Raw genomic sequence first — 24,319 nt, forward strand, 5'->3', positions numbered from 1 at the left:
CGGACGGGTCAGCGCAGCCAGTAATTGACGATGCCATTGTTCCCGTCGGTCAGGCGGATCATGCGTCCAAGGTCGCCGACGCAGCTTGCTTCGAGATCGAGGCTTGTGCCAACGAATCGCTGCGTCAGCTCGGTTCGCAACTCATCAAGGAGTTCGCGGCGAGGACGGCCGCTGCCGGCGGGACGTGCGGTGTCGAAGGCGATCTTGGGGAGGATTTTGTGCTTGATGACATTGTCCAGGGCCTCGTCAGGGCCGATCCCGGCAGCCTCGGCCGCAATCATGTAACCTTGTGATTGGCGAATGGCGCGCAGCCCGAATTCCACGCCGAGGGGGTCGAGATACTCACGCGACAGCTGCGAGAGGAATGCCACGTTCGCATCATGACGGTCGAAGGCCGGATAGTCGCTGCGGACGCCGAAATCCTCAGGGGTCATGCGCAACTCTGCAAAGTCCGAAGGCAGGCTTTCGTGAGCCCCCTGGACCTCGGCTTCGATCGCGTCCCAGTCGGCCAGCATCGGGTTGCGGAACCGCACTACCTGCACGCGGTCGAGCACCTTGGGCGAAAGCTGGTGAGTGGTCTCGTCCATGTTCACGGCGCCGAATATCCAGACGTTCTCAGGCAGGGTGATCGAGGTCGGCATGCGCATCTGGGCCGCGAGTGAACGACGCAGGCGTCCATGATGCAGCAGCACGGATTCATTGTCCGCGAAGCCCCCAAGACGGTGCAGCTCGGCATTGGCGCGATCGTCGCGCAGTACCTCTTCGAGCGTGGCACCATCGCCAAGCCCGGAGCGACGGCGCGCCTCCGCCTCGACCTCGAGGAAGATGCCTTGTTCCACCACCACGTGACGCTCCTCGTCGGCGGTGTAGAGCGGGATCTGGGGAGCTTTCACGCGATTCTCGAGCAGACTGAGAAAATCGGAGAAGTAGTGCTCCACGCGTGCCAAGTTCATTTCATCAAGGCAGATGAAGTGCGGCACCAGCGGATTACGCGCGGCAGCCTGCAGTGCGAGAAGGAAAGGCGTTGCTTGATAGCTCCGCTGGATAGGGTTGAAATATCCGAGAAGGTCCTCCGGGCCAGTCCAGTTGGGCTTCACGGGGATGATCGTGCAGGCACCGCCGATAGCTTTAGCTGCTGCCCGCACGAGGCTTGTCTTTCCCGATCCGGAATCACCGGCCAGCACCACCAGGTCACGGGTACGCAACAGCGCAAGGAAGTCACGAAGCTGGGCCTGCGAGTAGAGCAGGCCTTGTTCGGCTATCCGACTCTGCATCAACGGCGCCAGTTGGGCGAAGCCGCCGGGGAGCGCGTCCGCGAAGCTGATCCCCTCGCGTGCATCTTCCGTGGTGCCCAGATGAGGCAACAACGCTGCCACATCCTCGGCATCCGCCAGTCCAAGCGCAACAAGCCGGTCGCCCTTCTCGGAGAGCAACTCTTCCAGGCGGCGATAGGCGATTTCCATAGTTTGCTTCTCTTGTTCCACGGTTCGTTGGTAGGCAGCGAGGCGTTCTTGTTCGTTACTAAGCTGGGATTGCACCTCGATCACACTGCGCTCGGCCTCATCGCGGCGCTGGCGGTGCGAGGAAAGCTCGGCCTCGACCTTGGCGTGGACCATCTCGGCGTCTGCTTCTGCCTGCCGAAGTGAGGCTGCCAGATTGTCGAGCGCCTTATTGTTTTCTTCCAGACGGCGTGCCAGTTCCTGGTCCTCGTCGAGGACCAGCTTACGCAGGTAGTCTTCGATTTGGCCGCGAGCCAACGCCGAAATTCTACGTGCTGATTCGAGACCAGTCACGGCCACGTGCCAATCCACGGGAATTTGGCTCAGGGGACGCAGCGTCCCTGAGCGGACATTCATGAGCCACGGATTCCGCTGTTTCTGACGCTCTGCGACGGGCGAGAGTTCAAGCTCTGCCACCGCCCACTGGCCACCGGATGCAGCAACCTGATGGTCAATAACCTTGCGCGAGGGGCCTGGAGGCACGAACGCCGATGCTGCGACGGCGTCCTTGTTATTCAATGGGTTTGAGAGCGTAGGATAGAGCAACCCAACGCCCTTCTCGGGATGCTCTATGTCATCGAGGAACCAAAGCTCCCGTCCGTCTGCCAGCGCCTTTAACCATACGCGACCGATGACACGGATGGGCTTGTCTTCAGGCAAGTCCCACGCAAAACGCAATTCATCGAGAAGGTCAGAAGGGCTACGCTCAATTGCCTCCTTGAACGTCGCATAATTTCCTCCGGCGGACAAACCGGCTTGAGGCTTTATCATGCTACTGGAGGCGCCACCAGCGTTGAGGTCTTGAGATGTCCGCCGTCAGGACATGTGGCACATTTTGCAGCATGATTTTTTGAGGACAACTCTCGTTTGTTTGTTAGACCTTATGCAACGAAATTGCGGTGCTGCAAGTGGCTATTTTTGAAGGTATGCCGCATCGTTCCTGACGCGGACGATTGGGCTCGAGATAGTCCGCTTTCAGGTAAATCTTTGTCACGGTCGGAATGACTGAGTTGAAGGCGCTTCCCATCCAGTTGCCGGCGCACAGAACGGAGCCCGCGTCATCCACGATCACTACGAGAGGCAATGTCGCCGGCCGAACGCTATTGATCGCTCTTCTCACCCGGAACATCTTCGGGAATCTCCTGCCGCAGCTTCGGCCCTTTGACCAAGCGTCGGCCGAGTGCGGTGATGAAGGCCTCATATCGCTCGCTCGCCTTAGCGCGCGCTGCCTGGGCGGCGGGCTCCGGCAAGGCCGGCGTCGTGGTCAGCCAGAAGCGGACGAACACTGCCAGCGTTTCGACCGCGATGCCGAGATCCCGTTCAAGCCGCATCATGCGCCGGTCGACCTGGTCGAGACGTTTACCGATCGCCGCCTCGCGCCGCTCGGCTGCATCGGGTGAGAGGAATGATGCGATGGCGGCCTCGGCGATCATCGACTGTGGCTGGTTTCGGCGAGCCGCGTAGTCGGTCAGCATGGTCATGACATCCGGGTCGAGATAGGCGGAGATTTTGATCTTCTTTCTGCGACCGGCCATGGCGCTCACAGCTCCATGCCGTCGTTCGGATCGAGCGAGACCTGGCGCGCGACACCTTGCATGAGGCGGGTCATCCGACGGTTGCGCACGGCATCGTCATCGTCTCCATCGTCGCTCGGATCGATCTCGAATTCATTCTCGATCGGCTCCTTCTTCTCAACCGGCTTCACGCGATTGAGCTCGGGCTGTAGCCGGCGCTCGGATTCGGTCGGGTCTTCGTCGTCCGCCTGCTGCTCGTCCGATGCTGTGGCGGCCTTGGGCCGGACGGGAATCGGCAGCTTGCTCCAGTCGTCGGCGTGGACCTCAGCGGGACTCCGCAATTCCGGCGGCGGCAGGATGCGTTCCCCGAAGCGCGCATCCTCGTAGTAGCGCGCCTTCTTTGCCCGGATCGGCGGGATGCCGGCGATCATGATAATCTCATCGCTCGGCGGAAGCTGCATCACTTCGCCCGGCGTCAGCAGCGCGCGGGCGGTCTCCTGTCGCGAGACCATCAGATGCCCCAGCCACGGCGACAGCCGGTGGCCGGCATAGTTCTTCATAGCCCGCATCTCGGTCGCGGTGCCAAGCGCATCGGAGACTCGCTTCGCCGTCCGCTCGTCGTTCGTCGCGAAGCTGACGCGGACGTGGCAATTGTCGAGGATCGAATTGTTTGGGCCGTACGCCTTCTCGATCTGATTCAGCGACTGCGCGATCAGGAACGACTTCAAGCCGTAGCCGGCCATGAAGGCGAGCGCGCTCTCGAAGAAGTCGAGCCGGCCAAGCGCCGGAAACTCGTCGAGCATGAGCAATAGGCGGTGCCTGCCGCGGTTGGCTTGAAGATCCTCCGTCAGGCGACGGCCGATCTGGTTCAGCAGCAAGCGGATCAGGGGCTTGGTTCGGTTGATGTCGGATGGCGGCACGACGAGGTAGAGCGTGGTTGGCCTATCACCACCGACAATGTCGCTGATTCGCCAATCACAGCGCCGGGTGACCTCGGCGACGATGGGATCGCGATAGAGACCGAGGAAGGACATTGCGGTCGAGAGCACCCCAGAGCGCTCGTTGTCGGATTTGTTCAGCAACTCGCGCGCCGCGGTGGCGACAACGGGATGCGGTCCCGCCTCTCCAAGATGCGCGGTCTTCATCATGGCACGCAGGGTCGATTCAACCGGCCGCTTCGGATCGGAGAGAAAGTTGGCCACTCCCGCCAGCGTCTTGTTTTTCTCGGCGTAGAGAACGTGCAGGATCGCGCCGACCAAAAGGCTATGGCTGGTCTTCTCCCAATGGTTCCGCTTGTCGAGCGAGCCTTCGGGATCGACGAGAATGTCCGCGATGTTCTGAACGTCGCGCACCTCCCATTCGCCGCGGCGGACCTCGAGCAGCGGGTTGTAGGCGGATGACTTCGGATTGGTCGGGTCGAACAGCAGCGCGCGGCCATGCTGTGCGCGGAAGCCGGAGGTGAGCTGCCAGTTCTCGCCCTTGATGTCGTGAACGATCGCCGAATCCGGCCAGGTCAGGAGCGAGGGAATGACCAGCCCGACGCCCTTTCCGGAACGGGTCGGCGCGAAGCACAGCACATGCTCCGGACCGTCATGGCGAAGATAATTCCGTTCGAAACGTCCGAGTACCACACCGTCTGGATCGAGCAGGCCGACCGCCTTGATCTCGGCCTTGTCGGCCCAGCGCGCCGAGCCGTAGGTGGCGGCATGTTTTGCTTCCCGCGCCCGCCAGACCGACATGCCGATGGCTACGGCGATTGCGATGAAGCCGCCAGACGCGGCGATCAGTCCGCCTTCCACGAATATGTCGGGCGCATAAGCCTCGTAGAAATACCACCACCAGAAGATGGCAGGCGGATAGTAGACGGGCCAGCCCGCGACCGCGAACCAGGGCGGACCGAGCTGCGCCTGGAACCCAAGACTCCACGCGACATACTGTGTCGCGCCCCATGTAGTGCATAGGACGATCAGGAAGACGACGGTGATTTGTCCCCACAGGATCTTGGTCGCGGACATTTCAGGTTCCTTTCCTGAGTTTCAGAGGCCGAGTCCCCGCTTGCGGCCGAAATCCCAATCGACGCCGCCGCTGTCGCGGGCGACACCGGAGACGTGTCGACCGAGCTGCTTTTCGAGGGACGGTGACCAGGGCACGAGCTGGAAACCGAGGCCGTCGTCGATCATGGCGAAGCGACCAGTGGCGAGCGCGAAGCGCTGGCGATAGGTTCCGGCGACAAATTCGCCGCCGCCGGCCCGATTGAATGGCAGGCCGGTCTCGCCAGCGAGCTTCTCGCCGAGCGCATCGACTTCCCGGTCGCGCAAGGTGTCGAGAAGCCGGCGCGCGAAGACGACGCGCCTACCCTGCCGATCCGCGAGGCCTTCGCCAATCAGGTGCTCGGCGCGCTGTTCCATTGCCTGGCGCACCTCGGCGCCGAAGCCGTCCTCCGAGAGAGCGATCGGCTCACGCGCCACCGCCTGCCGGTCGAGCCACGTTGCTCCGGTCGCGTTGACCTGTGTGTGGATGTCGAGGTCGGAGCGGACGGCGATCGCAACGCGGCGTTCCCCGCGGGCGTCTTCATAGGAACGAAGCTCGACGATCGAGCCCGGAGGACTGTCGCCGGCGGCGTCCAGATGTGGCAGCTTGATATGATGCGTTCGTCCGTCGACCCCGTCGACCACGGCATAGGCCGTGCCCTTCAACTCGTCATCGAGTCCGCGCTCGACCAGCCGGCCAATAACGGGCACGTCAAGGCTCTCAGCTGCGAGGACGTAGCTGGCGGAGCCGCGCTCGATGCCGCGCTCGGTGAGAGCACGATGCATTCGCTTGATGATGTCGCCGCGCTCGCCCAGTTCACGCAGGACTTTCTCCGCCTCTTCCTTGATGAACCACTGAGCCGGGCCGACCTGTCCGGCCAGCCCAAGAATTTCGAGGGTGCGGAGCCGGCCGACCTTCAGCGCATGGAATTCGTCCGGCCGACGATCAGGGAGCGGAGCGAGATCGATGATGCCGGTCTTGCCGCCGTCGCGACCAAGCTGCCGATCGAGCTGGGTCCAGCGCTCGGCCTCGACCTGACGTTCCAGATTGCGATGGATTTCGAGATCGGTGCGCTGGCCGAGTTCCTGCGTGACCAGATCCCGCGCGCGGGCGCGCATGCCCTCCTTGATGTAGTCGCGGGAGATGACGAGGTCCTGGCCGTCGTCGGTGCGGCCGCGCAGGATGATGTGAATGTGGGGATTGTCGGTGTTCCAGTGATCGACGCCGATCCAGTCGAGCTTGGTGCCGAGATCCTTTTCCATCTGGCTCATCAGCTCACGGGCGTGCGCCTTGAGGTCAGCCATGTCGGCTGCGTCCTCCGGCGAGACGATGAAGCGGAAATGATGCCGGTCGCTTTCGCAGCGCTCGGCGAAGTCCCGCGCGTCCATCTCGTCGCCCTCCGGCCCGATCATCCGGGCCTTCTCCCCCTCGCGCGTCACCCCGTCACGGCGCAGGTAGTTGAGGTGCGCGCCGACCGGGGTCGAGCGCGCTGTGTGACGAACGACGCGGGTCTTGATGACGACGATGCGCGAGCGCCCGGTGAGAAGGCGGTTGGCCTGGATGCTGGCGCGCTGGCCGCGGCCGAAGCGCGAGCGGTTGCCGGGCGTGATCCTGCCGGATCGCGAGACGCGGCCACCGGCCTTCTGCGCGGCGGCGAGCGCTTGGGCAATAAAGGGCCGCGCCTGCTGCGCGCGGGTCGAACGAATGCGCCCCGGACGGATGTGGAACTCGCGCTCATCGGCCATGGCGCGGCCCTGCGACGTGCAAAACAGCTCGAAAATAGAAAGACATGAGCTTGCAGCGCACGGTGCGCGAAATCTCTGCAACGTGCGGAGCACGCCAGAAAACCCAGCAAAAACAACCACCCGACCGAGGCGCACGTTGCGCCTTTTTATCTCGCCATCGGACGGTTGTGGTGCCTGGCGCCACCCTCAGCGTCCTCGGTGATACGCTGGAACACGACAGGATGCGAATTGCCGCGGAGCCGGTCATGGGACGGCTCCCTTGTCGCCGCGGGCGACGAAGAGTCCCTGCGACGCCGGCGTGGGAAGTGCCTCCGGTGTCGCCGGAAGAAATAAATGGGGCGCGCGCGATCGGCGGCCGCCCTGCAGGAGATCGACGCTAGGTGCGTCGCTGTCGCGCATGATGAAGACCGCTGACTCGCGCCAGTCGAGCGGCTTCGCGACCACCGATGCGATCTTCGACGGACGCTCGCCGCGCAGCACGGGCGCGAGCGAAGCGACATAGGCGCGCGTCTCGGCCGGCAACGGGCGGCCCGTTGCGCGGTGCTCGTCGTAGCGTGCGGGGCCGGCATTGTATGCCGCGAGCATCGCAGCGACGTTGCCGTAGCGGTCCCACATCTCGCGCAGGTAGGCGGTGCCGGCGAGGATGTTGTCATGCGGGTCATAAGGGTTGTGCCCGAGGCTGTAACGGACGCGAAGCTCCGCCCATGTGTCGGGCATCACCTGCATCAACCCCATTGCGCCCGCCGACGACACCGCGCGCGCGTCGCCGGCGCTTTCGGCGCGCATCACCGCGGCGATCCATGCAGCCGGTATGCCGAACCGGCGCGATGCCGTGGCAATGTGGGCTGCATGCGGATGCGCGTCGGTCATGCGGACCGGGGCTGCCGCCTGCGCCAGGGTCGGAGACGGTGCGTCCGTCGCGAAGGCAAAGCCGGAAAGGAGAAGGAGGACGATGTGGCGTCGGCCGCCGCACCGCCGGAAGACAGGATCGGCGCCGGAATGGAGCATGGCTATTCCTGCTCCTCGCGCTTCTTCTGGCGCGTCCAGTGCAGGCCCCAGTCGTGGCCGTCCTCATCCGACTGGAACAATCGCGCGCGAACGGGATGCGCAAAGACAGGGTCGTCGAGCACGACGGAAATAAACGCGCCGGCGCGATCGCCGGTATGTTTCCAGCCGGCGCCGACTTCCGGACCGTCCTCGCCGCCGAGATGGATGCGGTAAGCGGGCGCATTCTCGACGTCTGCATTCTCGGACGGGACAAAGGTCAGTTCAAGGTCGAGCGAGAGCGTGCGGACGCGTCCGGAATATCCGGAGGGAGTGCGGGCGAAATGACCGATTTGTGGCATGGCAGGGCTCCTTGTCTGTGCGGTGGAGATGACGCGCACCGGGCCACGGCACGCGATCGGCGCGCGTTCACCGCGTCGGCGCGCGCCATTGGAACCGCCCGTCGCCGTCCTCGTCGGTCCAAAGGGGGACCGCGCGGCCGATGATCTGGCTGGTGCGAGTCAGGCCGAAGTAGCGGCCGTCGAGACTGTCGCGGACCTGCCAGTTCATCAGGAACACCGCGCCGGCAGGAACGCGTTCGCAGCCCTGCCAGACCGGCAGGTCACGGCCAGAGCGATCGCGTTCGAGCGCCGCTCCCACCTCGATGCCGTCGACGGTGACGACGAGGCCGGTGCGGCAGACCGTCTGTCCGGGGACCGCAAGAACGCGCTTCATCAACGGCACGCCTTCGGGGATATAGCCGCGCGCGGCGAGGAACATTGCCAGCACCTCCGGCAGGTCGACGGTGACCAGTTCAGGCACGTCGAGACGGTCGGCCGGCGCAACCGTGTAGAGGCCGATCGGCGCGCTGGCCGATGCGTTCCAGATCAGCTTGGTAGGCATCGGCACGAGGCCGGGATAACCGACGCCGGTCGCAGCGAGCGCGGTTGCGATGAGGAGGCCGAGGCGCGTCAAGGGCCGGTCCTCCCGCGCTTCAGCCAGGCCTCGTGCCGCGACGGTGTGTAGGAAGAAGGCGTCTCGCCGGCGCGAAGGCGATTGTGGACATGCCGCCAGTGGGCCGGGTCGACGTCGGCAGGATCGATGCCGCAAGCCTCGATCGCATCGATATGCTGAAGCACGCGCTCGACGGTCGGCCAGCTCTCAGCCTTCAGCAGAATCTCGCCGCCGGGGCGCACGAACGGCAGGGTCTGGAACGGCTCGCCCCGTCCGATCGCGCGCACGATGTCGATGCGCGAGACGATCGTGCCGTAGTCGTTGGCGGCCCAGCGGACGAAGGCGAAGATGCTGTTCGGCGCGAAGCCTGCGATGCTGCGGTGGCGGTCGAGGACCTGTCCGTAGCTCTTGCGGCCGAACCTGATCCAGTGCTCGATCTGGCGCTGGCGCCAGGTCAGTTCGACGAGCGTGGTGAATGTTGCCGGTCCGCCCGGCAGCGGACGGCGTGCCGCATGGCCGGTCATGAGGCGTCTCCATCTGTGGGGGGAAATTCGCCGGCGAGCAGGTCGCGCAGCATGTCGGCGACGGTCACGCCGCGCCGGAACGCCGCGACCTTGATGCGGCCGCGCAGTTCGGGCGTGATGTCGACGGTCAGACGGGCAGTGAACGTATTGTCGCCGGCCTTGCTGTTCACCTGCGTCTCGGCCGCCTTGATCCAGCTTTCGGGACCGCCCGGCCGGGATGCGAAGCGGCGCTTGTCGGTGCGGTCCGTCATGCGCCGTCTCCGTCGTGGAACGGCGGCTCGGAGGCGATACGAACGCGGGCACCGACCGGCACGATCTCGGAGACCGCCGTCATCGTGTGATCCTGCCGATGGCCAGCCGCGCGACCTCGGCCGCCAGCGCCGAGATCTCGCGCGCCGCCGGGCTGTCGCCATCGATCTCGGAAGCCAGCCGGCCGGACTGCGCGGCGTCTGCGAAGACGACGCGCTGGCCGATGGTGGTGGCGAGCAGCGGCGGATCATGGTCGGCCAGCGTCTCGGCCGTCTCGCGGGCAATGACGGTGCGTGCGCCGCAGCGATTGAGCACGAAGCGGGCGACGAGCTGGGGCCGGTAGATGCGCGCTTCCGCGAGAAGCGCCAGCATCTCGGCCGACGCCCAGCCGTCGAACGGTGATGGCTGTACGGGGATCAGCACCAGGTCGGCGGCGAGCAGCGCGGAGCGCATCAGGCCGGCGACACGCGGCGGCCCGTCGATGACGACGTGATCTGCATCGCGGGCCAGCTCGGGCGCTTCGCGATGCAACGTGTCGCGCGCCAGGCCGACGACGCCGAAGGCGCGCGGCAGGCCCTCGCGGCCGCGCTGCTGTGACCAGTCGAGTGCCGATCCCTGCGGGTCGGCGTCGATCAGGGTCACGCGCTTGCCGCGACTCGCGAACTCGCCAGCAAGATGCAGCGCCAGCGTCGTCTTGCCGACGCCGCCTTTCTGGTTAAGCAGCGCGACGATCATCTTGCCCCTCCCGGCTTGCGGCCTCGGGGCAGGTTCGGCGCGTCGGAAGTATCGTCCGTCGTAGAAGCGGAACTACGGAAAGTCGTATCAGGGATAGCGCGATCGGCAGACGCTTCGGGTCTGTTCCGATGGCCGCTTTGGATGTTGTTCACATCGCGCGCGCGCCTCTTAAGGTTAGACTCTCCGTTAGAGTCTAAGTTAAGGGCGCGATTTTCTGTTGGTTGTCTTGGGCTTGAGGGCCGTTTCGGTTCCCGATAGCACGAGCCTCCGGTTCCCGATAGCACGTGAGTGCGGGTTCCCGTTAGCACGAGGCCTTCCACAGCCTGCCCACAGGCCGGCTCGAAGGCGAGCAGCACGCGCCCGCCGATCTCGATCTCCAGCGACAGCGTGTAGCCGGGCAGCGGCTGGCGGCGAATGATGTCGCGCAGTTCGAAGGCGAAGCGCTTGAACGGCGACAGGCTGCCGGACTTCTGGTGAAGGTGGCGGAAGTCGAAGCGCCAACCGTCCTGCTGGCGACCGCCGTGCTTGCGCACGAGCCGATAGAGCCAGCGGTCGATGCCGCCCGTCAGGTCGAAATAGGCGCGGTCGATAGTGAGAATCAGCGCGTCGTCGAGAACCGCTTGGTAAAACCAGTCCGGAACGATGAGCTCGATGCCGGCGGGTCTGCCCTGGCGATCCGTGCGCTCCTGCCACTCGTTGATCCACGAAAAGCGATGGCGGCGGCCCTCGGCCGGCTGGCGGATCGAGGTCGAAACGGTCGTTGACTGGAGGCGGTCCAGCGCGGCCTTCAGGCGCTGATAGTCGCGCAAGGACGTTCCGCGGCCGACGAAGGTCAGGATTTCGTACGGTGTGGCGGCCATCAGCCGCGAAGTGCGTAGCCTCGCGTCGCGCGCCTCGACGATTTGGCTGGCCGCCCAGATCAGGATGTCGGCGTCCCAGATGGTCGCCATCCCGTGATCGGGAACGGCTTCGACGCGTATCGAGATATCGCCGGCGCAAAAATCGATCGGCGCGACGCGGTGCGTCTTGGAGAGGGAGAAGAACGGGTAAGCCATGAGGTCCTGCGCATCTCGCGGCGCGAAGCTGCCAGGGAGCGCTCGGAACAAATCGAGCTGTCCGCGCTCCGAAAGGGCCTGGCGCCGCGCCGCCATTCAAGGATCCGCTCCGGTCAGCGCGCGAAGCGGCTGGCGTGAGCGGCCGGCGTGGGCGTGTGGCGCTTGGCGGGCAGGACTGAACCGCGCGGGTCGGAGGTCGACGTGACGGCGCCGCGGTTGGCCCAGGCCTGAAGATCGTCGATGGCGTAGACGACCCGCCCACCGAGCTTTCGGTAGGCGGGCCCGGTCCCGTAGGTGCGGTGCTTTTCGAGCGTGCGGGCAGACAGGCTCAGGAATTCAGCGGCTTCCTTGGTGCGAAGAAAGCGTGGCGGGACAGCGGACAGGTCGGGTCGCATCGAGCGGGCCTCCGTGGGGTTCCGGGTGGCCGCTGGTGCCCAGCGGCGAACGGGGACCACGGTGGCGAAGATTGCTGGCGCGGAGGGAGGGGGAAGTTGGGTGACGTTAAATCTCACCCCTCCGGACGACGACCGGAGGGGATCAGGCCCGGCGGCGATGACGAAGGAGAGCACGATAGCCTCCGGCGATCATCGCCAGCCCGTCTTTGACCAGGGCGGAGGTGGCGTCGCGCAGGGCCGAGGTTTTCCAGGGCTCGGACGCAACTCGGTCGACGCCGAAGATGACGCCGGCGATGTCGCGATAGGTCGCGCCATCGATGCGACCGTCGGTCGCTTGGAGCATGAACCTATGCCGCCGCTTCTGCTGCTGGGTCAGACGACGATCATTCGGGACAGTGCGTCCTAACAGGCCTCGCAGAAGCCGGTCGATTGCCTCGATCCGGTCGAAACCATCAATATCAAGCGGCACAAGCGCGGCGAGAGGCGTTCCGGGCGGCACCCCGGCGAGCCGCACCAGACGGATGGTCTGGTTGCCGGCGGCGAGCAGCATGTGCTCGCCCTGGTCGTCCGACCGCGCGGCTGGATCGCGCAGGTCGGAGGAAAGATTGCCGGCCGTCGGCAGCGTGATAGGCGACTGCGTGAGCAGCACGGCGCTCGTGTCCGCATCGGCGGACCAGAACACGGGACCCTCCCCAGCATTCAGCGACGGCGGTGCGAAAAAACTGCAATCCCCATCTCTGGTTTAGCTCGCGCTGCGCCGAAGGGTCGTCGGCGCGCGCGTAGTCTCGTTGGTACTCGGTATTGCGCCTGAGCCATTCCCAGGCCAAAGCGGGAGGGTCGAGGGCGTCCAAGTAGTCGTAAGTCTCGGAGGACCGCCAGCGGGAGGTGTGAGGCGTCATCGTGTCTCCTCGTTGCCGCAACGTGGAGGCTGCACCGTTTGCGAAATGTGACGATTTGGGAAGAGCTTAAGGAAGCACCAAGCTATGCCCCGAGCGCATCGCCTGGGCTATTCGCGTCCTTCGCGGAGCAGCTGTCGATAGCCGTGTTCGGTCATCCAGCGCGCGCGGGCAAGATGGCTGTCGTGAACCCGTCGCGCCCGCTCGTGATCGGCCTCAGGACTGATTCCGAAGATCACGGCGACGGCTTCCCGCCAATCGGCGCCGTCGGTCGCTGCGTCGAGAACGCGCATATAAATCTTCATATGCTCACGGTCATAATCTGTGAGCACCGCGCTCTGCGGCGGTTCGTCCAAAAAAGCTGAATGTGTCATCGGCGCCCCCAAGCGGGGGATGCATACCTTTGATCGGGCGCGGTGTGAACCGGGTCTATTGTCGGCTTCCTCGATGTAAGTATGACAACAATTCTGACGAAAGGCATCGTGCCGGCGACACCGGTCAGCGCGATAGCGGCCAGTTGTCGATCAAGGATCAAGGACGCTTCTTGCCGTCTTCTGCAATCGCGTTGCGCATGACCATCACGCCCTCTCCCTTGTCGGTGGTCAGGAACACGATGCCATTGCCCTCAAGCGCACGCTTCACCTGGTCGCGTGTCGATTCATAGACGCGCAATCCGCTCTCGGATTCGAGGCGTTTCAGTGCGGTCAACGATACTCGGGCCTTGTCGGCAAGCGTCTCCTGATTCCAGCCAAGCAACGCTCGCGCGGCCCGCGATTGACGAGCGGTGATCATGAACGTGATCACCGCCACAAGGCGCGAGGCACGAGCCAGAACTACGACTATAATAGTCGTTCTTTAGTCTTCTGGCCACCCGGAAGAACGGCTTTTCCAGTCGCCGGCGCGATTGTGCTGCAGAGTGATTCGGCCGCTGGGGCCATGCGAATACCCCGCCCAGATCGTCCGGACGGGGCATCCCCTGGGCCTCAGTCGGCGTTGCGGCGGCTGGGGCGGGACCAGATGAGGCTGTAGCCTTCGCCGTCCTCGTCGTCGAAGAGGTTGGCGAAGATTGGGGCGGTGAAGCTCGGATCGTCGAGCTTGAGGCCCAGATAGTCGCGGCCTTCGTTGGAGCGCTTGGACCAGGCGGCGCCGATCTCTGCGCGGCCGACGAAGACGCGGTGGCTGGGAGCGTTCTCGCCCGTGGTGCGGGTCTCGGGGACGATGCGGACGCCCTTGGCCTGGACGCTGAGGGTGACAATTTCGCCGGTGAACTCGTTCGAGCCGGTCTTCTTGAAGGTGCCGATGGTCGCCATGAGAAGTCTCCTTGATCACTGTCTTTCGAGCCCGCACCATTGCGGCCTCGATGGTGATCGACCGGCCGGAGGCGATCGACGGCGCACCCGCAGGGCTTCAGACAGCAAAGGAGGGACTTTCTTGTCCCGCGAGGGATGACGGCGCAGCCGGCAGGGAAGAAAGTCTTGACGGCGCTGTTGCGTCATAGGCGATCGAGGCGAAGCCGTCCTTCGGCCAGATACACCCATCGAAGAGGCCGTTTTGGAGCGCTCGACGAGGCGGAACCGATCAACGGAGACGATGGCGACCACCTCGGTGAACCAATAAGGACGCGGCGCACCGGCCGTTCTTGTCTCCCGGTCCGGACTCAACGCCTGAATCGGTTCTCGCGCCACGCTTCCGGGCAGTATGCCAAGGGGGTGCTGTATCGTGGTCTGCCGGGTTCTGGACATTCTGTGAACAGAGATGCACGTTGCTCCAAGAGGGGGGAGAATGTCGGAATTCGATCGGCAGCTTAGTATCGAGGCCAGGGAGACCTTGGCAGAGATGGCCTGCGACGATCGCCCAAACTGGTGGCGCGACCTCCTCTCGCTGTGGGCACCTAGCGGCCACGAGGGCGCGCTCCGCCTCGCTATCCGGAATGGCTATATGAACTTTTATTCGTGCGGCCAGTCGGTTGCCCGAATCGAGTTTGACCGAAAGGGAACGCCGAAGCTCTACGTTCACCGGAAATATGTGTCTGGCTCTCCCAATGGCGGCCAAGATTATGTGAAGCTCCTTGTCGGACAGGGGTGCGATCGACAGGGTGAAATCTGCGCGTGGGGCGGAGCCTCTATGCTGCACTCCTGGATCGCGAACTCGGTGAAGCATCGCGGACCGGAGAAATGCGATGTTGAAAAGGCGGTGGCGCAAATGCCCACCGTGATCGACGTGGAGATGGGGCTGCCTGCCTGCGAAGGTCAGAAAACACCGATGCGCATGGATATGGTGGCGCTGGAGCAGACCGGCGACGGTATTCAGATCGTCTTTTGGGAAGCGAAGATGATCAGCGACGGGCGGCTCCGTTCCCGGACCACGCCGAAAGTTTTCGAGCAGGTGGAAGCCTATGAGCGCTTCCTTGCCGATGATCGAAATCGCCGGTGCGTCGTTGAGGCATACCGTCGAACCTGCAAGCTGCTGCGCAACTTCAATGTGGTCGCACAGAAGATTGCCCACGTCCCCCCGATTGACGATCTCATCGTCGAGGCTGCCCGCGACGACGGACGGCTCGACGTCGCTCTGACTCCGCGGTTGCTCATCTTTGATGACGGCGCAAAGAGGGATGAGAAAGCCTGGCAGGGACATCTCCTCAGGCTGTCTGAGCGGATGCCGGTAACGGTCGTGCCGCCGCGTTCTCAGGTCGAGTTCGCCGCTTGAGCGGGGTCACGCTCACGGTCCATCGTTCCGCAAAGGAGATCGGCGGCAATTGCATCGAGATCGCCTCCGTCTCGGGCGAGCGCCTCATCCTCGACGTAGGGCGGCCACTGGACGCGCCCGAAGGTGCTGTGGATTTGCTGCCGGAGACGCTGGATCGGCAACGTCCAGCGACGGTGCTGATCAGCCATCCGCACCAAGATCATTATGGCTTGCTCGAGGAAATACCTGAGGGGTGGCCGGTTTATGCCGGCGAAGCGACCGAGAAGCTGATCCGGCTCACCGCCGCGATCAGGGGGAAGACCGTCGGCTGCCGCTTCAATCATTGGCGACCCGGCCAGCCAAACCGGATCCACGCGTTCACGATCACACCGTTCGTCACCGACCACAGCGCCTTTGACGCGCATATGCTGTTGATCGAGATCGATGGCCGGCGATTCTTCTACTCCGGCGATTTTCGTCGCCACGGACGCAAGGCAGCGCTGGTCGAGCGCCTGATGGCAACCCCGCCGCGCGAGATCGACGTGCTGCTTATGGAGGGGACGAACCTCGGCTCGAACAAGTCGACCATGGCTGAAGCCGATCTGGAGAAGGAGTTCGTCGAGCTGTTCCAGGAGACACCGGGGCGTGTCTTCGTGGCCTGGTCGGCGCAAAACATCGACCGCACCGTCACCCTCTACAGAGCAGCTCTGAAGGCTGGCCGCACGCTGGTGGTCGACCTCTATACAGCCGAGGTGATGGAACTCCTCGCCGAGCATGGGCGTCTGCCGCAGCCAGATTGGCGCGGTGTGAAGGTTGTCGTCACCGGCGCACTTTCGCGGATGTATCGGCGGACCGATCGCGAGGAACTGGTCGCGCGCATGGCGCGTAACGGCATACCGGCTCGTGCTCTTGCCGACACGCCCGAAAAGTGGGTGAGCATGATCCGGCCCTCACTGATCCGCGATCTCGACCGCGCCGGCGTGATACCCAATCGGCACGATGCGTGGTCATGGTCCATGTGGAAGGGGTATCTCGCCAGTGAGGACGGGCAACGGCTCCAGACTTGGTTCGACGCTGGTGGAGCTTCGGCGCGACACATCCACACGAGCGGCCATGCATCGCCAGCGGACCTGCGCGCATTCGCCGCCGCGCTGGCACCGAAGAAAATGGTCCCCATTCACGGCGTAGCCTGGGATGAAGATGCGACGGGGTTTCCGCCGATACGTCGCCTTCGCGATGGTGAGCCGATGGTCCTCTAGAAGGCGGCTGGTCCGTATTGCTCAATCGACCGCAATCTCCCGGCCCACGCTGACGGCCGAGCGTGGCCGATCCCTGCCTCCTCCGTGATGTCGAGGGCGCCTCCGCCACGACGTTGCCGCGTAGATGTCAGCCGCGAACGAGATTCTGCCCGGATCGCCGCGTGGGCTCCGTCCCCGCGATGCGAATCCAGGCCGTCGCGCCGACGGCGATGGCGCCGGCCACTGCGAAGATGAATTGCCAGGTCTCCGAAGGCATGGCGTGCTTCGCGATACCGTGAACGGCATGGTAGCCGGCGACGGCTGCCGGTGCTGCGAAGACAAGTCCGATGGTCAGGCGGAGCCAGACCGGGCGTGCAAAGGCGAAGAGGAACTGGCCGACGCCGAGCATCAGCCCGGTGGCAAGAAGTCCGACGACGATGCTGCCGGGCCAGCCCGCGCCAGTGCCATAGGCCCAGGTGCCGACGGTGATGCCCCCGAAGAGGGGCAGCGCGTAGATAGCGAGAGTGAACAGCAGCCAGCAGACAACGCCGATGGCTGTGATGCTCAAGAGAATGCCGAGTACCATGGTGGTGTGCTCCGTGAGATGAAGGTCTACGGTCGCGCCTTCCACCACCACCACGGCGCAGACCTCAGTATAGCCGAAGTTGAGTGATGACCGCAGCGGAAATCCGTTGGGATTTCCGCTCGGCCGAGCGGACCGTCGCCCGCAAGGGGCGAATGGATCGACTTCGCGGATGATCGCCGAGGCGTCTCCGTCGTATTCGGACGCCGGCATGACGCTCATCGTGCCGTTGCCGGCTTTGAAGATCACGATCGCGACCATAAGCGTGGTGGCGAGGCTGAAGGCGAAGGCGTGAGCATCGTTGAGGGACATCGATCCGGCTCCTGTTGTGGAGGCGGGGGACCATCCCCCCGCGCGACAGGCGCCCGATGTGTCCGGCCAAGGGCCGCAATCACCGCAGGGGCGAAGCCTCAAGGCCGCACGCTCGCGTAGCGGACCCTTTACGGGTTGATGGCGCCAGGCCCTCGGCCGGACCAAGGATCAGCGCAAGGAAGCGGGGGGGTGCATCGCTTCGCGGAGATGGTAGAGGAATGATCTCTCAAACAGCTCTGCCGCTCAGGACTCACTCCCGAATTGTGATCCGCCTCGTGCAGCCGGGGCAGATGATATGAGGGTGGTGGCGGAGAGTGGCTGACGGATTCTACATACCAGACGGCAATGAGGCACTGCGGGACGACATCCCGGCGGTCGTGGAGCTGATCGAGCGAACCGCGCGGTGGGTCAATCCGGAGACATTCCGGCGATTGCCGGTGTGGGCGCCGCACACCGCTCGCGGACGACCGCTCTACGATGCGGGATGGACCCGCCGCTATACCAACACCCGAAAGGCTACCGGGGTCACTGCCGAGAAGTTCGAAGGCAACGTCGCTGCGCTCCAAGCGCTGGTGGCCGCCCTGGACGTGGCGTCACCCAAGCCCAAGAATTGGACCGTCTGCCATATCTGGGATATGACGATCCGTCGTTCGCGCAGCAGAGCAGCGTCGTGCAAGATCCGCGATACTTCTCGTGCGTCGCCAACATGGTGTGGTTGCCCACGCCGCTGAAAGGCTTCACCGACACGCTCCCGGAAATCAAGGCCATGCTCCGGGTCTGCGCTTTCCATCTCTGTGGATGGGCTTGCGAGCATCCCTCGGTCGCCGAGCAGGCCACCAAAGTGACGTCTGGATCGATTCCTGACGGGTATCCGAAGAGTTCGCCGAGTCCTGATCGCCCCGGTGTGCTGCCGCCAGGCACCGCGCCGTTCAGCGAGCGGATCGCGCGCGAGATCGACAAGCGCAAACGGAAGATCAAGATCGATATCGAGAACGCGGCGTTCCTGCACTATCCGAAGGAGGAGGTCATCGGCGTGCTGAAATTCTGGGGCATCGAGCTGGGCTAGGCGGCGCTCACGCGCCGCCATTGCCGAACTTCCAGACCGGGATGCCGAACTTGCGCGCCTTGTCGGCGAGATTGTCCTGGATGCCGGTGCCGGGGAACACCATCACGCCGATCGGCAGGACGGCGAGCATCTGATCGTTGCGTTTGAACGGCGCGGCTTTGGCGTGCTTCGTCCAGTCGGGCTTGGACGCGATCTGCGGAACCTTGCGGTGATCCGCCCAGCGAGCGGCGATGCGCTCGGCGCCCTTCGGTGATCCACCGTGCAACAGCACCATGTCGGGATGCTTGGCGCGGACTTGGTCGAGCTTGGCCCAGATCAGCCGGTGATCGTTGAAGTCGAGGCCGCCGGTGACGGCGATCTTCGGACCCGCCGGGATCATCACCTCGCTCTCTGCCCGGCGCTTGGCGGCGAGGAAATCGCGGCTGTCGATCATCGCCGAGGTCATGGCGCGGTGATTGACCATCGAGCCGTAGCGTGGCCGCCAGGATGATCCGGTGTGGCGCTCGAAGTGTTCTGCGGCCTGATCGCGCATCAGCTCGAAGGCGTTGCGGCGCTCGATCATGGTCCGCCCTTCGGCGGTGAGACGTTCGAGCTCGACCGACTTCACCTCCGAGCCGTCCTGTTCGCGCTGGCCGCGACGCTGCGCCTGCTCATTGTCATCGAGTTCGCGTTCGATCCGGTCTGTGGCGCGATGGAAGAGGTTGACGGTCGACCAGAGGAGGTCATCGAGGTCGGGTTCGAGGCGGGTGTCCTCGAGGGTGGCGATCAGGGCGTCGAAGATGTCGGCGATGGCCCCGGCGACCGCATCGCCTTCGGGAAGTGGCCTCGGATCGGGTTCGTCCTGAAAGGGACGAAAGCCGTAGAGCTGGAGTTCGGTCAGGACATGGTCGGTGGGGGATGAGGCGTGGTGCGGTTCGAAGCCGTCGTCTTGTTCGTTCGCCATGGGATGCTCCTTCGTCGGTTCGACCGCGACCCTCGCGGCCTTCTGGCGACGAAAGCCGTCGGGCGGGCCGGACCTGCACCCGGAGCGTGAGCGCAGGGCCAAGCATCGCGCCGGATGGTGAAGGCCGGCTATTTTGTTTCGCGATGGAAAGCGCTCCGCTGGAGCGCGCCGGAAAATGGCCGGGCGCAGCCATTGCCGGTCCGGACCGCTTGACGGCCGATCGCCCACTCGAAGGCCTGGTCGCGGTCCTCTCCGGCGCAACGGGTTGCGGCCTCGTGCGAAACCTGTGACGGCCGCCGCTGCCGCGCGCTTGTCCCTTCCGGCTATGCCGCCAAGGTGAGAAAACGGGCGACGTCCTCAGGGACGAGCTGCTGACGGGTCGCTTCCCGCAGCGCGCCGATGCCGAGGGTGCGGAGATCCTCGTTGAAGTCCCCAAGTGTCGGCGACAGCACAATCGCCTCGATGCCGGCCGTCTGCGCCCGTTCGACCAGGCTATCGCGCGCGCCGTCACCGGCCGGATCGTCGTCGCGGGCGATGTAGAGTCGGCGAAGGGTCGCCGGGAACAGGATGGCGGCAAGGTGTGCGGCCGAGAGCGCAGCCGCCATTGGCAGGCCAGGTAGGGCCATGCGGAGTGACAGGATCGTCTCGATGCCTTCGCCGGCTGCGGTCACATCGTGCGCCGCGCCGAACCGGACCGCATGACCGAGGAGATCGCCCATTGCCCGCCGCGGTGTGTCGATTGGCGCCTTGCCGCTCCCTTCGGGGCTGAGCCAGGTGCGATGTACGCCCGTGATCCGGCCGTCGAGGTCGGTGACGGACGCGATCATCGCCGGCCATGTCTCGGTCGGCGAATGGTCGTCCAGCCGGTAGTAGCAGCGTGGATGGAAGCGGAGCGATCCGGTTCCGTGCAAAGCCGTGATGCCGCGCTTCCGTAGATACGACTCTACGACTGTGCCCGTAATCGGCTGCGATATGGCAAAGAGCCGCCGCGCGGCCTCCGGCGATCCGGTCGGTGCAGGCGCCGTGCGGGTCCGGTGCGTCTCGAGTTCCCGCTCGGCATGGGGCAAGCTGAGGAATTGGCGCGCCTCCTCGGCGACATCCCTGAATTCGACGAAGCTACACGTCTCGCGGATCACATCGAGCAAGTCGCCATGCTCGCCGGTCGCCGCGTCGGTCTTATGTTGAACTGCACATAAGGTCGAATATGTTGCGGCGGGGGTTATGTTGCGCTCCCGCGATTGGGCGCTGTCCCACGGACGATGGACGGCGTCTACGCAACATAATCTCAGCACGCGGGAGGTGTCGTGATGCCCCGCGACGCTTCCGAGCTTGCGCGTCGCCTCGCCCGCGATGCCGAGGCGGTCTGCCGCCATTACCTGTCCAACGGGCGGCGCCAGGGTCGCTACTGGACGGTGGGCGACGTTCGCAACACGCCGGGCCGGTCGATGTTCGTCCGGCTCAGCGGGCCGGAATCCGGTCCCGGTGCGGCCGGGCATTGGACCGATGCCGCCTCGGCCGAATATGGCGATCTGCTCGACGTGATCCGTGAGAGCTGCAGTCTCGTCGACTTTCGCGATGTCGTCGATGAGGCACGACGGTTTCTGAGCCTGCCGCGCGCCGAACCGCACGGCGCCCCAAAGCCCGTTCGTACACCCGTTCCCGCCGGGTCGCCGGAAGCGGCGCAGCGGCTCTTCGCCATGTCGCAGCCGATCCGCCGGACGCTCGTCGAGACCTACCTACGCAATCGTGGCATCAAGGCTGTTTACGATGCGGGAGCGCTGCGGTTCCATCCGCGCTGCTACTACCGGCCGGACGAGCATTCGCCGACCGAGACCTGGCCGGCCATGATCGCCGCCGTCACCGATCTCGACGGCCGCATCACCGGGGCGCATCGGACCTGGCTCGATCCCAACGGCTTCGATGCCGTGCGGCTCGGCAAGGCGCCGATCGACACCCAAAGGAAGGCGATGGGTGGTCTCCTCGGTCACGCTGTGCGCTTTGGCGTGTCAGGTGAGGTGATGGCGGCCGGCGAAGGCATCGAGACGATGCTGTCGCTGCGCTGTGCGCTGCCTGCCATGCCGATGGCGGCCGCGCTCTCGGCCAACCACCTTGCCGCGCTTCTGCTCCCGCCGGCGCTGCGTCGGCTCTACATCGCCCGCGACGCCGATGCCGCGGGTGACCTGGCGCTCACGGCATTGACCGAACGCGCCGAAGCAGCAGGCATTGAGGTGCTTGCCCTGTCGCCGCGGAGGGGCGACTTCAACGAGGACCTGCGTGCGTTCCGCCTCGGCGCGCTCCGGCGGACATTGCGCGTCCAGCTCGCACCCCAGGATGTCGTTCGCTTCATGCGCCGAAGAGCTGCCAAGACGGGGTGACAGATGGCCGTTCTCGGCTGTCCAGGCCATTTTCAGCGAGGGAGCATCAGAACTACTCCGGCTCGACTGCGGAAACTGCCCTTCGGAGCCGTTCCAATCGTTGCTAAGAGCCCATCACTGACATTCGAGCATAGCACGGCATACCTTAGGGTCGTGCAGTGCACTCGCGGCAGAGAGTTCGCCTCAATGGTCGCTGCTGGCCACAATCCTAGACAGACGACTGCTTCGCGCCTTCCATCTGGTCGTAACAGTACTCTTTGTCGCTGCCTGACAGCCGACGTTCCGACAAATCGGCGCCTCAGAGACGTGCAGAGATTGGCATCGAATTTCTTGCAGTCAGCCGTTTAGCCCTTACGCAGATGTTCCGTTCGTCCATTGCTTGAACAGAGAAGCGATCGCTGACGAAGACGGTCCGGCGTGATGCAAGTGGCCCACTGCCCGGAACTCTCCGGGAGTCACTCCGTACCTTCTCTTAAAGGCACGCCAGAAGGTCTCGGATGTAGTGAAGCCGTAAAGTTCGGCCAATTCAGAGATGGACCGAGTTTCGCCCGGCGCGGTCACCTTAGCTGCCACTGCGGCAAGCCGCCGCTCCAGGATGTAATCGTGTACCCCACCACGTTCTTCGAACGCTCGATAAAGGGTTCTACGCGACACTCCGAGCTGCTTGCAGAGAAACGCTGGCGAAAGTTGAGGCTCCTGAATATATCGCTCCACCAACTTTTCTGCACGAACGATCAGGACGCTTTGTACCTGTGCAGCGATCGGCAGCATGCGCTCCTGCGTCGGCCGCACACAGGCCGCGATGACATCGATCGTGGCGTCAGCCATCGCCGACGCTTCGCGTTCCGACATGGTCGGCAGTCGTCGTAGCAACAGTTGCAAATAATCGCTTAAGAATGCCCCAGCGGTCTGTCGAAGATCCAAACCATGCAGCTTGTCCAGGGTACCGAGCTTTTCTCGCAAGTTATCATGTGAGATTGCGATGCCCGTCATTATTGACGAGGTTTCAATGGTGTTCATGGTTTGGGAGAGGTCCAGCACCTGAATGTCACCGGCTTCTCCGTTGATTTCATCCGCTCCAGCGCATCCTCGATACGCCCCGCGCTCATAACATGTGAACAGGAAGATATTTCGACCTTTCGTCCGCGCTCGGTCGGGACTGATCGCATATCGTTGTGCGCCTTGTCGGGCGCGCAACATCAAAGCAGAGCCGAAAACGTATACATCCACTTCAGCAGCAAACGACTTTGGCCACTCGTCTTCTGCCGGGCTGACCTCAAATGCATAGGGCTGCTCTCGCCAGGCTTCGAACTGCAAGTTCGCGGGCAAGTCTTTGGTCGAAAAGTGAGCGAAGGGCAGAATCGTTGACACAGTGACCTCCGCGACGGTGCCAAGCTCAATTCTATCAGACATTTCGCGGCACAAATCGTCAATACGGTGGCACAGTTTGCCGATTGCTCCGGAGAGGAGATGTCCTACCCTACGAGGTGCATCTGCCCACATGCCATGCCGCAACCGGGAGAGGAGGTAACTTATGTGGCTCAGTATATTTCCATATCGCAGGCTGGGCTCCTCGCTCACCTTCGCTTTGATCGCAACCATAGCCGTCGCGCGCGCGGACCCGCTGCCCTCATGGAACGACACAGCCACAAAACAGGCGATCATCGATTTCGTGACGACGGTGACGCAACGAGGCGGACCTGAGTTCGTGCCGGACGATGAGCGCATCGCCGTTTTCGACATGGACGGCACTCTCATTCCGGAGAAGCCGATACCTGCCGCGGTCATTCCACTCGCCGCTGACCTCAAGCAGGCGGTGGCAAAGAAGCCGATCCTGGCCGACAAGCCGGCGATCGCGGCCTTCCTGAAAGGCGATGCGGCGGCATTGCACAATGCAGGTGAGCAAGGTCTGAACGATCTGATCGCAGCTGTCACCGATGGTCGAACGACAGAGGAGTTTTCTGCGAGCATTCTTCCGCTCATGAAAGCAACGACTCATGACAAGTTCCGTGTTCCCTACACGCGTGCCGTCTACAAGCCGATGGCGGAACTGCTGTCTTATCTGGAGGACAATGGCTTCAAAAACTGGATCTGCAGCGGCAGTCCGATCCTGTTCACGCGCGCCGTCTCGATGGAGATGCTTGGAATACCTCCCGCGCGGGTGATGGGTACGAGCTCCGGCACCAGGTTGGACGAGCGCGACGGCAAGACGGTATTGGTGTTCGACGGCACAATTGACCACCTGAACGATCAGGAAGGCAAGCCGCCCACGATCAATCTTGCTCTGGGAGCGCGGCCAGTCTTCGTCGGCGGCAACGAGGGTGGCAGGGGCGACATCGCCATGATGCGCTGGTCAAAGGACCGCACGGGCCCGAGCTTTCAACTCCTCATCAATCATGACGATGCAGAGCGCGAGTTCGAGTATTCCGAGCCCGACAACTACTCGCTCGACGCAGCGAAAAGATACGGCTTCCATGTGGTCAGCATCAGGGACGACTGGAAGACGGTTGTCGCACCGTGAACGAAGGAGGCAAGA

Annotated in this window: 24 protein-coding genes and 2 pseudogenes; 5 read left to right on the forward strand and 21 right to left on the reverse strand. The window is 64.0% G+C overall.

Annotated elements, in window-relative coordinates:
- Positions 1–8: 8 nt before the first annotated feature.
- The 17 genes and pseudogenes from ACSBOB_RS33380 to ACSBOB_RS33460 form a co-directional block, all read right to left on the reverse strand.
- Positions 9–2,270, reverse strand: a complete 2,262-nt coding sequence (locus ACSBOB_RS33380) for an McrB family protein (protein ID WP_442580288.1) — start codon at positions 2,268–2,270, stop codon at positions 9–11.
- 329 nt (positions 2,271–2,599) lie between these two features.
- Positions 2,600–3,034, reverse strand: a complete 435-nt coding sequence (locus ACSBOB_RS33385; RefSeq protein WP_442580289.1) for a CopG family transcriptional regulator — start codon at positions 3,032–3,034, stop codon at positions 2,600–2,602.
- A 5-nt stretch (positions 3,035–3,039) separates the two neighbouring features.
- On the reverse strand, positions 3,040–5,028 hold the full coding sequence (locus tag ACSBOB_RS33390; RefSeq protein WP_442580290.1) for a conjugal transfer protein TraG: 1,989 nt from the start codon (positions 5,026–5,028) through the stop codon (positions 3,040–3,042).
- Positions 5,029–5,049: 21 nt separating this feature from the next.
- The gene (locus tag ACSBOB_RS33395; protein WP_442580291.1) at positions 5,050–6,789 is read right to left on the reverse strand and encodes a relaxase/mobilization nuclease domain-containing protein; all 1,740 of its coding nucleotides are present in this window, start codon (positions 6,787–6,789) and stop codon (positions 5,050–5,052) included.
- Between the two features lie 243 nt (positions 6,790–7,032).
- Positions 7,033–7,797, reverse strand: coding sequence for a lytic transglycosylase domain-containing protein (locus ACSBOB_RS33400; RefSeq protein ID WP_442580292.1), 765 nt, complete (start codon positions 7,795–7,797; stop codon positions 7,033–7,035).
- A gap of 2 nt (positions 7,798–7,799) precedes the next feature.
- On the reverse strand, positions 7,800–8,135 hold the full coding sequence (locus ACSBOB_RS33405; RefSeq protein WP_442580293.1) for a DUF736 domain-containing protein: 336 nt from the start codon (positions 8,133–8,135) through the stop codon (positions 7,800–7,802).
- Between the two features lie 67 nt (positions 8,136–8,202).
- Positions 8,203–8,748 (reverse strand): S26 family signal peptidase, encoded by a 546-nt coding sequence (locus tag ACSBOB_RS33410; protein WP_442580294.1) that lies wholly within the window; start codon positions 8,746–8,748, stop codon positions 8,203–8,205.
- Positions 8,745–9,251, reverse strand: coding sequence for a DUF2840 domain-containing protein (locus tag ACSBOB_RS33415; protein ID WP_442580295.1), 507 nt, complete (start codon positions 9,249–9,251; stop codon positions 8,745–8,747). Before ACSBOB_RS33415 ends, ACSBOB_RS33410 begins: the two co-directional genes overlap by 4 nt.
- Positions 9,248–9,502, reverse strand: coding sequence for a hypothetical protein (locus ACSBOB_RS33420; protein WP_442580296.1), 255 nt, complete (start codon positions 9,500–9,502; stop codon positions 9,248–9,250). Before ACSBOB_RS33420 ends, ACSBOB_RS33415 begins: the two co-directional genes overlap by 4 nt.
- Before the next feature lie 79 nt (positions 9,503–9,581).
- The gene (gene parA, locus ACSBOB_RS33425) at positions 9,582–10,235 is read right to left on the reverse strand and encodes a ParA family partition ATPase (RefSeq protein ID WP_442580297.1); all 654 of its coding nucleotides are present in this window, start codon (positions 10,233–10,235) and stop codon (positions 9,582–9,584) included.
- On the reverse strand, positions 10,232–11,386 hold the full coding sequence (locus tag ACSBOB_RS33430; RefSeq protein ID WP_442580298.1) for a replication initiator protein A: 1,155 nt from the start codon (positions 11,384–11,386) through the stop codon (positions 10,232–10,234). The genes parA and ACSBOB_RS33430 overlap by 4 nt, the downstream gene beginning before the upstream one ends.
- A 17-nt stretch (positions 11,387–11,403) precedes the next feature.
- Positions 11,404–11,685: a helix-turn-helix transcriptional regulator gene (locus tag ACSBOB_RS33435; RefSeq protein ID WP_442580299.1), complete on the reverse strand. Its 282-nt coding sequence runs from the start codon at positions 11,683–11,685 to the stop codon at positions 11,404–11,406.
- 142 nt (positions 11,686–11,827) lie between these two features.
- Positions 11,828–12,367, reverse strand: a complete 540-nt coding sequence (locus ACSBOB_RS33440) for a DUF2285 domain-containing protein (protein WP_442580300.1) — start codon at positions 12,365–12,367, stop codon at positions 11,828–11,830.
- A gap of 97 nt (positions 12,368–12,464) precedes the next feature.
- Positions 12,465–12,584, reverse strand: a pseudogene (locus ACSBOB_RS33445) (transcriptional regulator domain-containing protein); the annotation flags it as partial.
- A 107-nt stretch (positions 12,585–12,691) separates the two neighbouring features.
- Positions 12,692–12,955, reverse strand: a complete 264-nt coding sequence (locus ACSBOB_RS33450; RefSeq protein ID WP_442580301.1) for a DNA -binding domain-containing protein — start codon at positions 12,953–12,955, stop codon at positions 12,692–12,694.
- A gap of 157 nt (positions 12,956–13,112) precedes the next feature.
- Complete coding sequence (locus tag ACSBOB_RS33455) at positions 13,113–13,373, reverse strand: hypothetical protein (RefSeq protein WP_442583919.1); 261 nt, start codon at positions 13,371–13,373, stop codon at positions 13,113–13,115.
- Positions 13,374–13,564: 191 nt separating this feature from the next.
- Positions 13,565–13,891, reverse strand: coding sequence for a DUF736 domain-containing protein (locus ACSBOB_RS33460; RefSeq protein WP_442580302.1), 327 nt, complete (start codon positions 13,889–13,891; stop codon positions 13,565–13,567).
- 472 nt (positions 13,892–14,363) lie between these two features.
- On the opposite strand from ACSBOB_RS33460, the gene ACSBOB_RS33465 reads away from it, so the two are divergent.
- Together ACSBOB_RS33465 and ACSBOB_RS33470 are read left to right on the forward strand one after the other, a co-directional pair.
- Positions 14,364–15,287 (forward strand): hypothetical protein, encoded by a 924-nt coding sequence (locus tag ACSBOB_RS33465; protein WP_442580303.1) that lies wholly within the window; start codon positions 14,364–14,366, stop codon positions 15,285–15,287.
- A complete protein-coding gene (locus ACSBOB_RS33470; protein ID WP_442580304.1) occupies positions 15,284–16,525 on the forward strand; it encodes an MBL fold metallo-hydrolase in 1,242 nt (413 codons plus the stop codon). The genes ACSBOB_RS33465 and ACSBOB_RS33470 overlap by 4 nt, the downstream gene beginning before the upstream one ends.
- 127 nt (positions 16,526–16,652) lie before the next feature.
- Here ACSBOB_RS33470 and ACSBOB_RS33475 read toward each other — a convergent pair whose 3' ends face one another.
- Positions 16,653–17,399: a hypothetical protein gene (locus ACSBOB_RS33475; RefSeq protein ID WP_442580305.1), complete on the reverse strand. Its 747-nt coding sequence runs from the start codon at positions 17,397–17,399 to the stop codon at positions 16,653–16,655.
- 610 nt (positions 17,400–18,009) lie between these two features.
- Between ACSBOB_RS33475 and ACSBOB_RS33480 the strand changes: the two genes are divergently transcribed.
- Positions 18,010–18,465 (forward strand): hypothetical protein, encoded by a 456-nt coding sequence (locus tag ACSBOB_RS33480; RefSeq protein WP_442580306.1) that lies wholly within the window; start codon positions 18,010–18,012, stop codon positions 18,463–18,465.
- Positions 18,466–18,472: 7 nt separating this feature from the next.
- Here the strand turns inward: ACSBOB_RS33480 and ACSBOB_RS33485 are convergent, their stop codons facing one another.
- The gene (locus ACSBOB_RS33485; protein WP_442583920.1) at positions 18,473–19,408 is read right to left on the reverse strand and encodes a DUF2493 domain-containing protein; all 936 of its coding nucleotides are present in this window, start codon (positions 19,406–19,408) and stop codon (positions 18,473–18,475) included.
- Between the two features lie 323 nt (positions 19,409–19,731).
- Positions 19,732–20,583, reverse strand: a pseudogene (locus tag ACSBOB_RS33490) (DUF7146 domain-containing protein); the annotation flags it as partial.
- Positions 20,584–20,715: 132 nt separating this feature from the next.
- Here ACSBOB_RS33490 and ACSBOB_RS33495 point away from each other — a divergent pair.
- Positions 20,716–21,783, forward strand: coding sequence for a DUF7146 domain-containing protein (locus ACSBOB_RS33495; RefSeq protein ID WP_442580307.1), 1,068 nt, complete (start codon positions 20,716–20,718; stop codon positions 21,781–21,783).
- 351 nt (positions 21,784–22,134) lie between these two features.
- Here ACSBOB_RS33495 and ACSBOB_RS33500 read toward each other — a convergent pair whose 3' ends face one another.
- On the reverse strand, positions 22,135–23,154 hold the full coding sequence (locus ACSBOB_RS33500; RefSeq protein WP_442580308.1) for a helix-turn-helix domain-containing protein: 1,020 nt from the start codon (positions 23,152–23,154) through the stop codon (positions 22,135–22,137).
- 163 nt (positions 23,155–23,317) lie between these two features.
- Here ACSBOB_RS33500 and ACSBOB_RS33505 point away from each other — a divergent pair, with 163 nt between their 5' ends.
- Positions 23,318–24,304 carry an HAD family hydrolase gene (locus ACSBOB_RS33505; RefSeq protein ID WP_442580309.1) on the forward strand — a complete coding sequence of 329 codons (987 nt, stop codon included), beginning with the start codon at positions 23,318–23,320 and terminating at the stop codon, positions 24,302–24,304.
- Positions 24,305–24,319: the final 15 nt, after the last annotated feature.

The organism is Mesorhizobium sp. KACC 23794 (genome assembly GCF_052180275.1).
Classification (GTDB): domain Bacteria; phylum Pseudomonadota; class Alphaproteobacteria; order Rhizobiales; family Rhizobiaceae; genus Kumtagia.